This is a genomic window from Bacteroides sp. 11BF, from assembly GCF_019633765.1.
In the GTDB taxonomy this organism is placed as follows: domain Bacteria; phylum Bacteroidota; class Bacteroidia; order Bacteroidales; family Bacteroidaceae; genus Bacteroides; species Bacteroides hominis.
On sequence record NZ_JAFKPJ010000012.1, the window covers coordinates 26301 to 39279 of the forward strand.

Annotated in this window: 13 protein-coding genes; 4 read left to right on the forward strand and 9 right to left on the reverse strand. The window is 44.7% G+C overall.

The features are described from left to right. Positions 1-70 precede the first annotated feature (70 nt). The gene (locus JZY04_RS13575) at positions 71-1051 is read right to left on the reverse strand and encodes a head GIN domain-containing protein (RefSeq protein WP_032537668.1); all 981 of its coding nucleotides are present in this window, start codon (positions 1049-1051) and stop codon (positions 71-73) included. 100 nt (positions 1052-1151) lie between these two features. Continuing rightward, on the reverse strand, positions 1152-2996 hold the full coding sequence (locus JZY04_RS13580) for a DNA polymerase III subunit gamma/tau (protein ID WP_122142821.1): 1845 nt from the start codon (positions 2994-2996) through the stop codon (positions 1152-1154). A gap of 148 nt (positions 2997-3144) precedes the next feature. Between JZY04_RS13580 and JZY04_RS13585 the strand changes: the two genes are divergently transcribed. Continuing rightward, the gene (locus tag JZY04_RS13585; RefSeq protein WP_005807565.1) at positions 3145-3447 is read left to right on the forward strand and encodes a septum formation initiator family protein; all 303 of its coding nucleotides are present in this window, start codon (positions 3145-3147) and stop codon (positions 3445-3447) included. Beyond that, positions 3444-3788 carry a hypothetical protein gene (locus JZY04_RS13590; protein WP_005807567.1) on the forward strand — a complete coding sequence of 115 codons (345 nt, stop codon included), beginning with the start codon at positions 3444-3446 and terminating at the stop codon, positions 3786-3788. Before JZY04_RS13585 ends, JZY04_RS13590 begins: the two co-directional genes overlap by 4 nt. 72 nt (positions 3789-3860) lie before the next feature. Here the strand turns inward: JZY04_RS13590 and JZY04_RS13595 are convergent, their stop codons facing one another. From JZY04_RS13595 to JZY04_RS13615, 5 genes are all read right to left on the reverse strand, one after another. Continuing rightward, positions 3861-4268, reverse strand: coding sequence for a DUF2141 domain-containing protein (locus tag JZY04_RS13595; protein WP_122142763.1), 408 nt, complete (start codon positions 4266-4268; stop codon positions 3861-3863). 12 nt (positions 4269-4280) lie between these two features. Next, positions 4281-6224, reverse strand: a complete 1944-nt coding sequence (locus tag JZY04_RS13600; protein ID WP_181996424.1) for a TonB-dependent siderophore receptor — start codon at positions 6222-6224, stop codon at positions 4281-4283. Positions 6225-6326: 102 nt separating this feature from the next. Continuing rightward, complete coding sequence (locus JZY04_RS13605; protein WP_122142765.1) at positions 6327-7226, reverse strand: LytTR family DNA-binding domain-containing protein; 900 nt, start codon at positions 7224-7226, stop codon at positions 6327-6329. Positions 7227-7369: 143 nt separating this feature from the next. Further along, positions 7370-7975, reverse strand: a complete 606-nt coding sequence (locus JZY04_RS13610) for an OmpH family outer membrane protein (protein WP_005780522.1) — start codon at positions 7973-7975, stop codon at positions 7370-7372. 27 nt (positions 7976-8002) lie between these two features. After that, complete coding sequence (locus JZY04_RS13615) at positions 8003-8236, reverse strand: hypothetical protein (RefSeq protein WP_005807575.1); 234 nt, start codon at positions 8234-8236, stop codon at positions 8003-8005. Between the two features lie 161 nt (positions 8237-8397). On the opposite strand from JZY04_RS13615, the gene JZY04_RS13620 reads away from it, so the two are divergent. Further along, positions 8398-9864, forward strand: coding sequence for an aminoacyl-histidine dipeptidase (locus JZY04_RS13620; protein ID WP_122142766.1), 1467 nt, complete (start codon positions 8398-8400; stop codon positions 9862-9864). Positions 9865-9964: 100 nt separating this feature from the next. Continuing rightward, positions 9965-10999, forward strand: coding sequence for an endonuclease/exonuclease/phosphatase family protein (locus tag JZY04_RS13625; RefSeq protein ID WP_122142767.1), 1035 nt, complete (start codon positions 9965-9967; stop codon positions 10997-10999). On the opposite strand, the gene JZY04_RS13630 is transcribed toward JZY04_RS13625, so the two are convergent. Together JZY04_RS13630 and fsa are read right to left on the reverse strand one after the other, a co-directional pair. After that, on the reverse strand, positions 10984-12153 hold the full coding sequence (locus tag JZY04_RS13630) for a mechanosensitive ion channel family protein (RefSeq protein WP_122142768.1): 1170 nt from the start codon (positions 12151-12153) through the stop codon (positions 10984-10986). The genes JZY04_RS13625 and JZY04_RS13630 overlap by 16 nt on opposite strands. Positions 12154-12290: 137 nt before the next feature. Next, a complete protein-coding gene (fsa, locus tag JZY04_RS13635) occupies positions 12291-12947 on the reverse strand; it encodes a fructose-6-phosphate aldolase (protein WP_005780531.1) in 657 nt (218 codons plus the stop codon). Positions 12948-12979: the final 32 nt, after the last annotated feature.

Here is a 12979-nt window from a genome sequence, read left to right on the forward strand (position 1 = left end):
GTAATCGGAATAACATATATTGTTAAGGGGCGTTTCGTGTATTCTACCCGACAGGTAGGATACAAAGTGTTTAAAGTCTGTTCAGGTGATTCTTACCTGTCGACCGCACACTCGGATTTCCTTTGTATGAAATTTCACCGCTTCCTTGAATATTAGTCACAAGTGTCTTTGTAGCTACACAGGTAATATCTCCGGAACCGTTGACACGGGCTGTTACATTCTCTGCATCCAACTTACGCGCATTAAGTTCTCCCGACCTGCTCAGCACCAATGTAGCATCGCGGGTAGAACCGGACAGAGTCATATCACCCGAACCGGCCAATTGTGCCGCCACATTATTGGCACGGATACCCAATACATCCATATCACCCGATCCGCTCAATTTTGCCGTTACGGTCGATGTGGTATAAGCACTTCTTACTTTCAGATCACCTGATCCCTGAAGCATTGCACTGATTTCGCTCCCGGTAACACCGACAACATTCAAGTCACCCGAACCCTGCAAAGTCAGACTCACACTTTTAGCACGAATCTGTCCTTTCACATCAATATCTCCGGAACCTTTCAACAAAGCAGAAAAATCACCATTGCATGTTACATCTCCCGCAACGATGTCTCCCGAACCGGCCAATGATACCTCAAGTTCTTCTGCCTTCAGATTACCTAAATAGATATCGCCCGACCCCTGAAGGAAAGCACTTCTTAAAGACGGACTGGAAACCAGGACTTTCAGCCGTCCCGCTTTACCATAAGAAATATTGGTATGTGGCTTCATATTCACTATCAGCGTACTTCCTTCTACCCGGCATTCTATCAAATCAACCAGATTGTCCGATCCTGTAACCTGAACCTTGGTTCCTCCCGACGACTGTGTGTATTCAATGGTCGGACTTCCTTTCAGCTGAATCCGGTCGAATCCCGACACTTTAACGTTCTTCGTTATGTATTTACCACTTGCCACAATCGCTCCTTGGGCACTTACCAACGTTGCCGACATCAACAAAGACAGAAAAAGAAATGCACTGATCCCTCTCTTACGAATTGTTTTCATATTCATTCTATTTTTTGATTATAGCTATTAGACGTAACAAGTATCCGGAACGTTGCACAGAAACCTGTATTTCTTGCAAAAAAACGGATGGTTGCTTTCCTTAATACAGTTCCAAACCGAACTCTTCCTTCAGTTGCAACAATGCGCTGTTCTTTTGTGCCATCATCTGGAATTTTTCCACACGGCTAACGGCACGTACATTCTCCGTCGCTTCGCTGACACGAACGGTCATTGTCACTTTGCGGTTCTTTAATGAACCACGCAAATATGCTTGTATGTTGGGAATCAGTGCCGTGAAATCTTTCGCAATGATTTCATTGTCTACCACCACCTCAAAAGTCGTATCATTGAGCAATGACAGACGCATGTTCTGCATACGCATGGCAATCGCTTTCTGTTCTATCGGCATACGTCCGGCGTATTCCTGCCAGTAATAATTCAAATCGCGTTCATTGAAGATGAAATCTTCTTCAATCTGCTGTGTTTGCGCCTGGACAGTATGGACGGCTCCCGATCCCTGCTGCTCTTCCTCCTTCTGAGGATGCTTGATGGAAAGTCCGAGACTGGATTTCTTCATCACAGGAATCTTCTTTTCTTCTTTAAACTGCGCCATCCGTACCGCATCGGGCATAGCTCCCGGTGGAGAAACCGCTCCGCCCGGACGTATGTTGACAGCCGGAGAGGCAGTGGCTTGCTGGGGTGCAACCTGCGGAGCAGCAGGTGCAGCGACATTCGTACTCTGAGATTGCGAAGCGGCAGGTGCTACCTGAGGCTGCTGTGCAGCGGCGGGTTGCGTGAAGACGGGTTTTATGGCTTGTTTAGGGCCACGCCCACCACTGCCGTCATCCCCCTCAACGGTAAGCTGAGCAACCTGTATCAAGGTCAGTTCCACCAACAGACGTTTATTTTTGCTGGCGCGATAGTTCATATCACAATCATTGCAAAGTTTCATGGCCCGGTACAGGAACGGCAATGTGCACTTCTGTGCCTGCTCCTGATAACGTTGGCGGATACTGGCACCTACCTCAAGCAACTGGAGTGTAGCAACATCTTTGCTCACCAACAAATCACGGAAGTGTGATGAAAGTCCGGTGATGAAATGGCTACCGTCGAATCCTTTGTTCAGTACATCGTTGAACAATAGTAAAGCATCACTTACCTTATTTTCAAGGAAGCAGTCTGTCAGGCGGAAATAGTATTCATAATCCAGCACATTAAGATTCTCAATCACACTCTTGTAGGTGATATTACCTCCGGTGAAACTTACTACCTGGTCGAAAATGGAAAGTGCATCACGCATACCTCCATCGGCTTTGAGCGCAATCACGTTCAAGGCTTCAGGTTCGGCCGTGATTCCTTCTTTCGATGCCACATAAGACAGATGATTCACGGTATCATCCACACTGATACGGTTAAAATCGTAAATCTGACAACGCGACAAAATGGTGGGAAGGATTTTATGCTTCTCCGTTGTAGCCAAAATGAAAATGGCATGGCGGGGAGGTTCTTCCAATGTCTTCAGGAAGGCGTTGAAAGCCGAGGCCGACAGCATGTGTACCTCGTCAATGATATACACTTTATACTTACCTATCTGTGGTGGAATACGCACCTGTTCCACCAGTTGGCGGATATCGTCTACCGAGTTGTTGGACGCCGCATCCAGTTCATGAATGTTGTACGAGCGTTGCTCGTTGAAAGCGACACACGACTCACATTCGTTGCAGGCTTCGCCATCTGCCGTAAGATTCATACAGTTGATGGTCTTGGCAAAAATACGTGCACAAGTAGTTTTACCCACTCCGCGCGGTCCGCAGAACAGATAAGCATGCGCCAGTTTCTGGGTGGCGATAGCATTTTTCAGTGTAGTGGTCAGTGCCCGTTGCCCCACGACCGACTCAAAGGTGGAAGGACGATACTTACGGGCGGATACGATATAGTTTTCCATATTCCGGATGATCTCTGTTTTTTGAGTTTGTGCAAATGTACGCAAAAAAGTGCAAGGAGAAAAAAGGAAGCGGAATAAGTTTTAGAGCGGAAATGCTACGTTTTAAGTTATTAGTTTTATCTTTGCATCTGGAATTAATGAGAAAATCATGGGCAAATTAATCACAATCTGGGAGTTTATAGGCAGACATAAATACTGGATCACCGTCTTGGCATTCGGAGTCATCATCGGCTTTCTGGACGAAAACAGTATGATCCGCCGCATCGGCTATGCACGCGAAATCAGCCGCTTGCAGGGAGAGATTGATAAATACCGCGCAGAGTATGAAGAAAACACGGAGCGCCTCAACGAATTGAGCACCAATCCTGAAGCCATCGAACAGATAGCGCGCGAAAAATATCTGATGAAAAAGCCCAACGAAGACATTTACGTATTTGACGAGAACGAATGAAACAACTGATACCCGCACTTTTCGCCGTAGGCGCCGTGATGGCTCTCGTAGGAGCTGCCGTCTTTATCACCGGATGGGTGTATGCACCTTATATATATACCATCGGGGCAGGCTTTGTGGCATTGGCTCAGGTCAACACTCCGCTCCGGGCAAAAAGCAAAACACTCCGCCGCCTGCGCATTCAACAGATATTCGGCGCATTGGCATTGATACTGACAGGTGCATTCATGTTCACCACACGCGGCAACGAATGGATTGCCTGCCTCACCATAGCAGCTATATTGGAACTTTATACAGCTTTTCGCATTCCGCAGGAAGAGGAGAAAGAGCTCTCTAAATAAAAAAGAGCTCCCCTTTTTCAAAGTTTCCTCTCTACCTTTCACTTGCATCAGCAATTGAAACCGAATGATACACTACTTTAAATGAATAACCATCGTAGTGTCCCGTTTGAGTTCAAAACAGCATTTTTCAAACGAAGGAGCTCCCAAGACTCCTTCGGCATCATTGCTGAACCCGAACTTTTCCAAAGGACGCCCGAATGCACCGGTATCCAACTTCCCGTTTTCATTTTCATCCTGAAATAGGGAAATCGCATAAGTACCGGCAGGAATTCCCTTACAGGGTATCTCTATCGTCCGGTCCTTCACTCCTACTCGAAAACCGAAAACAGGCTTCTTCATAAAGGTCGGTTTGGAAGAATAGATAGCCACGTAAACAGATCCGTCCACATGCTCCACGTCTTTGACAATCAATGTCAGATTCTGACCCGTTACGGACACACTCGTTAATACTGCAAACAGCAAAATAATCATTGTCTTCATAATGGTAAATATTTAAAAATTAGAAACATCATAAGCTACTTTCTTACCTAAAGTGATATAAACTCCCAGATAGAAGAAACGGTCACTGGAAGCACGGACGGCCTGTCCGTTAATCCGTCCATATTCGTTTTTACGCCCCGTCAGATTAGTGGCAGAGGCATGTACGATAACCTTCTTACTCGCCAGCACAGTGATACCCAAATCGAGAGAATGACAGGGTTTTACTTCATCATTCATCAACCCCGGCAGTTCCGGATTATGATAAGGACGCCCACTTGCCAACCGGTCGGTCACGCTGAAGATGGTTCGCAGACGGGGAACACTGTATTTCAGTACCAATGACACATTATGACGGGTAGCGTATTGCGGGACGGTCAGTTCAGTATATTCCCGGTATTTCCGTTTTGAAAGATTATAAGAATAGGACAAACGGTATTCAAAATTCTTCCATAAGGCATTGTCACAAAAATATAGGTCAATGCCTTTACTATGTCCGTATCCATCGGGAACCATACCTTGCGGAACAGACAATTCCAGCCTTTTATAATTTTTATAATAAAACTCCGCTTTGTAAAATCGCCCGCTCTGTTCGTATTGGAGACTGAAGAGAGTCTGCCTACAGATATTAGAGGGCAAAGCAGTGTTTTTTATCAGGTATTTATTTTCCGGTAATTGAGTGTATTGTCCTGCCACAACCGAGATTGACAAACGATTCCACGCATAACTGACAGCAGCTCTGGGAGACCAGTTCATCCGCCGGTTCAATGAAACATACTCCGGACGGAAAGACAGTTCTGTTTTGAAGTGTTCCGACAGATAAAAAATGGACGAAAGAAATCCTGCACAGATCATGGGGTACATACGGTTTTCATCATAGAGCAACTCAAACCGATAATAATCCCGATATGACCGGATAAAAGTTTCAACTCCCGCGTCCAGACGTAGCCAAGGAGTAAATTGCCGGAAGGACCTGACTTTCAAATGAAGTTCCTGCTGCCGCTCACTCCATGCATCCCCGCCTGTCACTGCACCTCCCACTCGCCGGTCATAAAAAGAATACGCAGCCCCGAAAAACCAATTCCAACCGGAAGCGGCACGTTTGCGGAAGGTAGTGTTCAGATAAACATTGTTTTCACCCAAACCGAAGAGATGACGGTCTGCATCTGCATAATTCGAAAAGGAAGTACGGTCATACCCTGCATATAATTTGAATACAGTCCTTTCATCCGGCGTGTACCGATATTGGGCAGCACCGGAAAACATACCGTATGGCTGCTTGAAATCAGTCCGGGAAGGATAAACCCGATAATAAGGTGACAGATTCTGATAATCGAGATTCAGCGAAAGTGAAGAGTGCCCGAAAACCCGCGTACCACCTCCTCCCAACCCGACGGTAGAAACATTCATTCCCAGTTTATTGACCGTACTATGGTCCTTGGTTTCCAGAGGAAGTACAGCAGACAAGGCCTCTCCATACTCCTGTGACTGTCCGCCGGAAGCCAGATTGACACCACTGAACATAAAAGTGGAATAGCGTCCTCGTGCAGGAGTATCCGCTCCGGTTGTAGTATAAGGATTCAACACATGCATGCCGTCTATATAGGTCTGTGTTTCGTTACTGCTCCCTCCACGCACCAGCAGACGACCGCTTTCACCCTGAATTTGAGCCCCCGGAAGGGTTTGCAAAGCCCAGTATAAATCTCCGTTAGCTCCTCCTACCGTTACCAGATCGACCGGTCGCAAATCACTCCAGCGGCTGTTGGCTCTGGGAGTTTTATGTGCTTTAACGACTACCTCGTCCAACAATATACTATCACCTAAAGTCGTGAAAAAAATGGTATCCGTAGTTACGTTTTGGGCTACGAGTGAAACCGGGAGAAGCATCAAGCTTCCAATCACTGTTACATAGAATCTCTTCATTGTGGTCTGTTTACTAACATTTTCACCGGCAAACATAAAGGATCGGTTCCAAGCAAAAAAATATCCGGGACAGACAGCCCGAATATGTGACAAGCAGCTCGTCCTATGTGACGAACTGCATCTTTTTGTGACCAACGGTTATTTGCCGACTATAGTTTCTATCAGTTCTTTAACCTGTTTGGAATAGGCCCGTGATACAGGTATCTCTTCCGGATAACCTTCCAAAAGCAAACGGTAGCCCTGTGAATTTCCACTAACCTTTACCACCTTACGGAGATTGACCAGAAAAGCACGGTGGCACTTCACCACCAACGGAGACCCACCGGTTACTTCCTCCGCCTGCTTCATGGTCGTCCGCAACAGACACTGCATATTTCTGCCTCCTTTCTGATAGTTCACCCGGATATAGTTTCCATCGGACTCTATATACAACAAGTCCTTAGAGTCCAATTCCAAAGATTCCCTGGTACCGCCCTGGAACGAAAGCAAAGAAACTATTTCAGTTGTCTCTATAGATTCCGTCGCAGATACCGGCCGCTGTAAATGGAGATTCATCTCCGTCGCTTCCTCTAAATGGATAGCCAACAACCTGTTTTGATTCAATAAAATGAAAAGTACTGTAGGGAAAAGTCCGATAACCAAAGTGAACAATGCAAAAACACAAAAGACATCCCAACGCAGCCCCCAGCCAAAAACAAATGTTGAATAAAGCCAGTTACCGACAGCAATAAATAAGATTACCATCAACAGATTGACTATCTGTTTCCATACAGTCCACCCCTCTTCTTTGTAAAACTCCGGAAACAGACAGGCAAAAAGATACACGGGGATGCTCAGAAATACTGCTGTCACACCCATAAAGCCCAAAAGTATCCAAAACTTATGCCCCTCAATGCCCGATATTCCGAAAGGCTGTAAAACCAGTAATATAAGGAATACGACCAACGAAGAAATCAATACCACCTTCCATCTTTGATACACAACCGGATAAGGACTTTGTAGGTATCTTCGTATTTTTTCACTCCAATGATTTCTCATTTGTATTCTGTTTTTCACTCTTGTTGCAAAGTAATATAAAATATCGAACGGACAGCTATAAATCGAGAGATAATCTTAAAGACAAAAAGAGGCAATCCTCTTCAGAATTGCCTCTCCTATTTCATAATATGATAAACCGGATTTTACTTCTTACCCACAGGAGCATATCTTGCGTTAAGTCCGTCTACAATTTCTTTTGTGATGTTCAGTGTGCTGTCGGCATACAACAGATTATCAAAACTGGTATTGCTGATAATCAGGTTATAACCTTTAGTCTTATTGTATTCTTTCAGGAAAGCATTGATAGAGTCACGCAGAATCTGGCTGTTTTTAGCATTTTCAGATGCCATTTCAGTAGCCAGTTTGTTTTGCAATGCCTGCAAATCCTGCTCCAATTTACCTAAGCGTGCATATTCCTGTTGTGCTCTTTCCGGAGAAATAAAAGCATTGCTTTCATATTTCTTCTGGAATTCCTGCTGTGATTTACGCAGTTCGTTAGCTTTTTGATTTAATACCATACGGCTGTTCTCTTCCTTACTGATCATATCAGCATTCAGATCTTTGCAGAAATTATATTGAGACAACAATGTATCTACTTCTACATAAGCGATTTTCAGACCAGAAGTGGCATTTGCATTTCCGGAAGCAGCAGGAGCAGCAGCATTGTCGGCTTTACCAGCGCATTGTGAAAAAAGAAAGAGGAATGCAAGAGCAGCAAATCCGTTAATGAGGTAATTCATTCTCTTCATACTTGTAAAATATAGTTTTTTAATTAATTAGTTCATACTATCGTTTAAGGTTTTCTCAATTTCATCAATAGAAAAGCGCCGTTTCTTTTGTGCTTCCCGATCTTGAGACTGTGCACAACTTATACCTCTCTCCCTTAACGCTTTATTGCCGCTGACGTGCCCGTTGGGAAATTTTCCGCCTTTTGTAAAGAAGACTTTTATGCCTAATAAACCAAGGCAAATAGCAACTATTAACAGAGTTATCAGTATTGTATAGAGCATTTCTATTAATTTTGTGGGTGCAAATATAGACTTTTGTACTGACTAAGCCTCCTTTTTTACCATAAAAAAAGAGAAACGGGTTCAAAATTCGCAAGCAAATTAACCATATTTAGCAATAAGGGGTTAAAATTGAATTTTTAATTCCATAAAAAGAAAAGAGAATGGAAAAATCAGAACTGAAACCGGCCGGCGTATTTCACTTCTTCAACGAAATCTGCCAGGTGCCCCGTCCTTCAAAGAAGGAAGAAAAGATAATCGCTTATTTAAAAGCGTTCGGAGAAAAATATAATTTAGAGACAAAAGTGGACGAAGCCGGTAATGTACTTATCAAGAAGCCGGCTACTCCGGGTAAAGAAAACCTAAAGACAGTGATCTTGCAATCACACGTAGACATGGTGTGCGAAAAGAATAACGATACGGAGCATGACTTCCTGACCGACCCTATCGAAACGGAGATTGACGGGGAATGGATGAAGGCAAAAGGAACAACTCTGGGGGCTGACAACGGTATCGGTGTAGCTACTGAGTTGGCCATTCTGGCCGACGACAGCATTGAGCACGGTCCTCTCGAATGCCTGTTCACTGTAGATGAAGAAACAGGTCTGACCGGTGCTTTTGCCCTGAAAGAGGGGTTCATGAACGGGGAAATCCTATTAAACCTCGACTCGGAAGATGAAGGTGAACTTTTCATCGGTTGTGCAGGTGGTATCGACTCGGTTGCCCAATTCAAATACGAAACGGTGATGACACCCATCAGCCACCTTTGCTTCCATATCACCGTGAAAGGTCTGAAAGGCGGGCATTCCGGTGGAGATATCCATCTGGGACGCGGCAATGCCAACAAGATTCTGAATCGCTTCCTGTACCTGATACAGAATACTTATCAGGAAGACTTCTTCCTCTTCGAATTCAACGGAGGTAACCTGCGAAATGCCATTCCGCGTGAAGCTTCAGCTGTATTCTCCGTACCGGAACATTATAAGCACGATGTGCGCACAGCCTTGAATGTCTTTATTGCAGAAATAGAAGACGAACTTCATAAGATAGAACCGGATCTGAGTATTCTTCTTGAAACGGAACCTCGTCGTGACTGGGCTATCGACCCAAGTACAGCCTATCGCCTGATCACTTCGTTGTATGCCTGCCCGCACGGAGTTTATGCCATGAGCCATGACATCCCGGGTCTGGTGGAAACATCGACCAATCTGGCATCTGTCAAGATGAAACCGGAAAATACTATCCGTATCGAAACCAGCCAGCGCAGTTCCATTCTTTCTTCACGCGACGATGTAGCCAACACTGTACGTGCAGTATTTACTTTGGCAGGCGCGCAAGTGACTTGGGGTGACGGATATCCCGGATGGAAACCCAATCCGGACTCAGAAATCCTGAAAGTAGCTGAAGAGTCATATAAACGTCTGTTCGGTGTAGATGCCAAAGTGAAAGCAATTCACGCCGGACTGGAATGTGGTTTATTCCTTGATAAATATCCTGCATTGGACATGATTTCCTTCGGTCCTACATTGACAGGAGTCCACTCTCCGGACGAACGGATGCATATTCCTTCAGTAGATAAATTCTGGAAGCATCTGTTGGATGTATTGGCACATATTCCGGCAAAGAACTAAATCAATTTCACCACAGAGGACACAAAGAAGAATTCACTTGATAATTCTAAAATTAAAAATCTGTGTGCTCTGTGGTGAATCAAAACGAGAACTAAAATCTATGCTCCGTCTTTTCTTTTTATTGCTGATTTCCTCCACTTCACTTTTTCTTTCTGCACAAAATCAGCCTCCTTTTCGTGTCGTCTTTTGGAATACCGAAAACTTCTTCGATACCCGGCACGATTCACTCAAAAATGACAGGGAGTTTCTGCCCCATTCGCTCCGGCATTGGAGCTATAGCCGATATAAAAAGAAGATAGATAATGTGGCCCGCACTCTTGCAGCAGTCGGAGAATGGAACTTTCCGGTATTGATAGGATTGTGTGAAGTGGAAAATGATACGGTTATGCGCGATCTCACGCTTTATTCTCCACTTAAGGAGGCAGATTATCGTTATGTGATGACACACTCTCCTGATCAGCGAGGTATTGACGTAGCACTGCTTTACCAACGCGACCGATTCAAACTCCTTACCTGTTCTTCCATCCCTGTCGGCAATTTTGAGAATCATCGTCCGACAAGGGATATCCTGCACGTCAGCGGATTATTGCTGACAGGTGATACACTGGATGTATTGGTGGTACATCTACCCTCCCGCTCGGGCGGAGCACATCAATCAGAACCTTATCGCCTTTTTGCGGCACAAAAACTGAAAAATGCGGCAGACAGCCTAATGTGTGTCCGCCGTTCTGCCAAATTGATTATTATGGGAGATTTTAATGATTATCCCACTGACAAATCTGTAAAACAAGTCCTGAAAGCCCTTTCTCCCGAAAAGAATCCTCACCATAAACAACTGTACCACTTACTGGCGCGAAAAGCCAAGAACCGTAACTTCGGTTCCTATAAATATCAGGGTGAATGGGGATTGCTGGATCACCTGATTGTATCCGGTACGCTGCTTGATACTTCCGGTACGCTTTTTACCGAGGAAAAAAAGGCAAGCGTACTGCGCTTGCCTTTCCTTCTGATAAAAGATGAAAAATACGGAGGCATGCAGCCTTTCCGCACCTACATCGGAATGAAATACCAGGGAGGATACAGTGATCACTTACCTGTATATACCGATTTCGAAACCAATCAATCCGAATATTGATATACCTTCAGTTCAAACTTGGGCACCATAGCAAAAAAATGATCGAAAATATCGGATTGGATACGTTCATATTCTTTCCAGACCTTGTTACGGGAAAAGAAATAAATCTGGATAGGTACCCCGTATTCAGTAGCTTCCTTCTGGCTGATAATCAGGTCGAGATCCTGATTTACCACAGGCAAACTACAAAGATAACGTTCTACGTATACCCTGAATACTTGCGAATTTGTAGGCACCACTCCTTCCTCCGGCTGATAGTCTGCCAACAGAGGTATCTCTTTGCGAAAGGTATCAAGCATTTCGGGGGTGCAGAACTTCAAAGTTGTCAGATCAAGAAAAATGCTCTTCATCACCCGCCGTCCCCCGGATTCCGTCATTCCTCGCCAGTTCTGGAACGAACCGTTTACCAAAGAATAAGGAGGAACGGTAGAAATAGTATTATCGAAATTCTGAATCTTAACGGTATTCAATGTAATCTCTTCCACAATGCCGTTTGCATTGGTTGAAGGGATGGTCACCCAGTCACCGGGACGTATCATATCATTGGCAGACAACTGAATACCTGCCACAAACCCCAGAATGCTATCTTTAAAGACTAACATCAGAATAGCGGCAGAAGCCCCCAACCCGGCGAACAGCGTAGCAGGAGATTTATCGACAATTATGGAGACAATCACAATGCCGCCAATAAAGAAAACAAGAACCTGTAATACCTGAATAAAGCCTTTCATCGGACGATTCTTCAAATTTTCTTTTCCATTGAGTATATCCAGCAACATCAGCAGACTGCTGTTGAGAGCCAGTAACAAGGCAAAGATCATATAGATAACACAAATTTTCTGCGAAACCAGCAACAAAGTCTTTCCGTGTACAAATGCCATAGGCAAAAGCATATACATCAGAATACCCGGCAGAATATGGATCAGGTGGTGAATCACTTTATGTTTGACCATCAATGTATCCCATTTATAAGGAGTCCGCCGTGCCAGACGCTTTATTCCACCCACAAAAATGGCCTGGCAAAGATAATCCAGTCCGACCGCAATAAAAATCATCAGGATGGCAATAATCGTTTCATCAAAGGTATTCGCTATTTTCGGGTCCACTCCCCAACCTATAAGGATCTTATTCATCCAACTTCCTAAATCTATCATAACTATCGTCTTTATTTTAACATGTTCATTTTATCAAAATAACACCTGAATGGGCTTTAGGTTTAGCCCAAATAAAAAAGGCTGTATTGAAAAACGGTATTTTCAATACAGCCAGCTTCATCTGTTACCAGAAATCCTTATCCATTTACCTTTTTATAATCTTCCAGAAATTTCTTCAGCCCGGCATCTGTCAGCGGATGATTCAGCAGCCCCTTAATGGCACTCAACGGGCAAGTCGCCACATCGGCACCGGCTTCCACACATTCCATAATATGCTTGGTGCTACGGATGGAGGCCGCCAACACCTGAGTAGGATAATTGTAGAAACGGTACATCCGCACAATATCGGCAACTAGTCCGACACCATCTTCACAAATGTCATCCAGGCGTCCTACGAAAGGAGAAACATACGTAGCTCCCGCTTTGGCAGCCAGCAAAGCCTGACCGGCAGAAAAGACCAACGTACAGTTGGTGCGAATGCCCTGTTCGGAAAAGTGCTTGATGGCTTTGATGCCGTCGGCAATGCAGGGCACCTTCACCACAATGTGGGGATTGAGGGCTGCCAACTCTTTTCCTTCCCGAATCATTCCTTCGTAATCAGTAGCGATCACTTCGGCACTGACATCACCTTGCACGATGTTACATATCTCCACGTAATGCTTCCGTTGGTTCCCGACTCCTTTTATCCCCTCTTTAGCCATCAGAGAAGGATTAGTCGTTACTCCGTCCAAGACTCCCAAATCGTGTGCTTCCCGGATTTGCTCCAAGTTAGCCGTATCAATAAAGAATTTCATACCTAATAGTGTTTAATATCTTATATTCAAAC

Bases quoted from the DNA above. Each gene is read 5' to 3' on its own strand.
- JZY04_RS13575 (WP_032537668.1), bottom strand. From the start codon at position 1,051: ATGAAAACAATTCGTAAGAGAGGGATCAGTGCATTTCTTTTTCTGTCT.
- JZY04_RS13580 (WP_122142821.1), bottom strand. From the start codon at position 2,996: ATGGAAAACTATATCGTATCCGCCCGTAAGTATCGTCCTTCCACCTTT.
- JZY04_RS13585 (WP_005807565.1), top strand. From the start codon at position 3,145: ATGGGCAAATTAATCACAATCTGGGAGTTTATAGGCAGACATAAATAC.
- JZY04_RS13590 (WP_005807567.1), top strand. From the start codon at position 3,444: ATGAAACAACTGATACCCGCACTTTTCGCCGTAGGCGCCGTGATGGCT.
- JZY04_RS13595 (WP_122142763.1), bottom strand. From the start codon at position 4,268: ATGAAGACAATGATTATTTTGCTGTTTGCAGTATTAACGAGTGTGTCC.
- JZY04_RS13600 (WP_181996424.1), bottom strand. From the start codon at position 6,224: ATGTTTGCCGGTGAAAATGTTAGTAAACAGACCACAATGAAGAGATTC.
- JZY04_RS13605 (WP_122142765.1), bottom strand. From the start codon at position 7,226: ATGAGAAATCATTGGAGTGAAAAAATACGAAGATACCTACAAAGTCCT.
- JZY04_RS13610 (WP_005780522.1), bottom strand. From the start codon at position 7,975: ATGAAGAGAATGAATTACCTCATTAACGGATTTGCTGCTCTTGCATTC.
- JZY04_RS13615 (WP_005807575.1), bottom strand. From the start codon at position 8,236: ATGCTCTATACAATACTGATAACTCTGTTAATAGTTGCTATTTGCCTT.
- JZY04_RS13620 (WP_122142766.1), top strand. From the start codon at position 8,398: ATGGAAAAATCAGAACTGAAACCGGCCGGCGTATTTCACTTCTTCAAC.
- JZY04_RS13625 (WP_122142767.1), top strand. From the start codon at position 9,965: ATGCTCCGTCTTTTCTTTTTATTGCTGATTTCCTCCACTTCACTTTTT.
- JZY04_RS13630 (WP_122142768.1), bottom strand. From the start codon at position 12,153: ATGATAGATTTAGGAAGTTGGATGAATAAGATCCTTATAGGTTGGGGA.
- fsa (WP_005780531.1), bottom strand. From the start codon at position 12,947: ATGAAATTCTTTATTGATACGGCTAACTTGGAGCAAATCCGGGAAGCA.